1 protein-coding gene is annotated in these 1831 nt (G+C 74.2%); it reads left to right on the top strand.

Translation table 11 applies throughout. The annotated features are described in order from the left end of the window. Window positions 1–696: 696 nt before the first annotated feature. On the top strand, window positions 697–1770 hold the full coding sequence (locus AC2W7A_RS12095; protein ID WP_485991558.1) for a M3 family metallopeptidase: 1074 nt from the start codon (window positions 697–699) through the stop codon (window positions 1768–1770). Window positions 1771–1831 lie beyond the last annotated feature (61 nt).

Below are 1831 nucleotides of genomic sequence, written 5' to 3'. Positions count from 1 at the left end.
CCGCCAGGGACTGTCCGAGGAGCTCATGCCGGAGCTGGCCGCCCACGAGGACGCCCTGCTGCTGGACCCGCGCCTGGCCGAACGCGTGGCGCCGTGGACGCCTCCGTCCTGGACGGTGAGGACGCCCGCCTGCACGAGCTGTTCGCCCAGCGGCTCGAGCTCGCCGGCGCCCACCTGTCCGAGCAGGACGCGCCGAGCTCGCCGAGATCAACACCGCCCTGGCCACGGCCGGCGCACGCTACACCCGACGCCTGGTGGCGGACACGGCCGACCGCGCCGTGCTGGTGGAGGACCCCACGCGGCTGGCCGGCCTCGGTCCCGACGACGTCCAGGCGGCCGCACGCGCCGCCGAGGAGGCCGGCCACCCCGGCAGCCACCTGCTCACCCTGTCCCTGTTCGTCTCCCAGCCGCAGCTGGCCGATCTGGAGGACGCCGACCTGCGCCGCGAGCTGTTCGAGGCCTCGATCGGCCGCGGCACGGAAGGACCGAACGAGGTCCTGACCGTGGCCATGGAGATCGTCCGCCTGCGCCTGCGCAAGGCCCGCCTGCTGGGTTCGGACTGCTGGGCCGAGCATGCCCTCAAGGACCGCGCCGCCCCGTCCGTGGACGCCGTGCAGGAGCTACTGTCGAAGCTGGCCGGCCCGGCGATGGCCAACGCGAGGCGACGCCGCGCAGGTCTGTCCGGACGGGTCCGCCGTGGCCCCGTGGGACTGGCCGCACCTGTCCGCCGCCCACGCCCGGGAGCGGTTCGCGGTGGACACCGCGGCCCTGCGCCCGCACTTCGTGCTGGACCGGGTGCTGACCGACGGCGTGTTCGCCGCCGCCGGCGCCCTCTACGGCCTGACCTTCGAGGAGCGCCCGGAGCTGGCCGAGCACATGTACCGCCCGGGGATCCGTGTGTGGGAGGTCTTCCGCGACGGCGACCCCGTGGGCCTGTTCGTGGGCGACTTCTTCGCCCGCGCCACCAAGTCCGGCGGCGCCTGGATGCACAACGTCCGCGACCGCGCCGACGCCCTGGGCGAGCTCCCGGTGGTCTTCAACACCGTGAACGTCCCGGCCCCGGCCGAGGGGCGCCCGGCCCTGCTCACGCTGGACGAGGCGACCACGCTCTTCCATGAGTTCGGCCACGCCCTGCACGGGCTGCTGGCCGAGGGGCGGTACGCCTCTCTGACCGGCGCCTCCGTGCCGCGGGACACCGTCGAGTTCCCGAGCCAGGTGAACGAGGTCTGGCTGCGCGAGCCGTCCCTGCTGGACGTCTACGCCCGCCACGTCGAGACCGGCGAGCCGCTGCCCGCGGGCACGCTGGAGCGCCTGGAGGCCGCTGACCTGTGGGGCGAGGGCTACCGCACCGTGGAGTACCTCGGCGCGACGATCGTGGACATGGCCTGGCACACCCTCACCGAGGAGACCGTTGACGCCGCCACCGCGGATCCGCTCGCGTTCCAGGACCGCGTCCTGCGCGAGGCCGGGATCGACCCGGACCTGGTGCCTCCCCGCTACGGCACGGGCTGCTTCAAGCACATCTTCGGCAACGACTACGCGGCCGGCTACTACTCGTACATCTGGGCCGAGGTGCTGGACGCCGACGCCGTGGAGTGGTTCGCCGAGCACGACGGCATGACCCGGGAGAACGGCGAGCACTTCCGCTCCGAGCTGCTGGCCCGCGGCAACACCCGCGACCTGATGGAGTCCTACCGCGCGTTCCGCGGCCGGGACGCCGAGCTGGAGCCGCTGCTGCGCCGCCGTGGGCTGGTGCCGGCCCAGGCGTAGCCGACCCACCACAGGCTGGACCCACCACAGGCTGACCGGGCCCCGGCGCCGCCCGTCGGCG

Source organism: Micrococcus sp. LASM2_SD2 (genome assembly GCF_057364565.1).
This window is presented reverse-complemented; position numbering and strand designations above follow the sequence as displayed.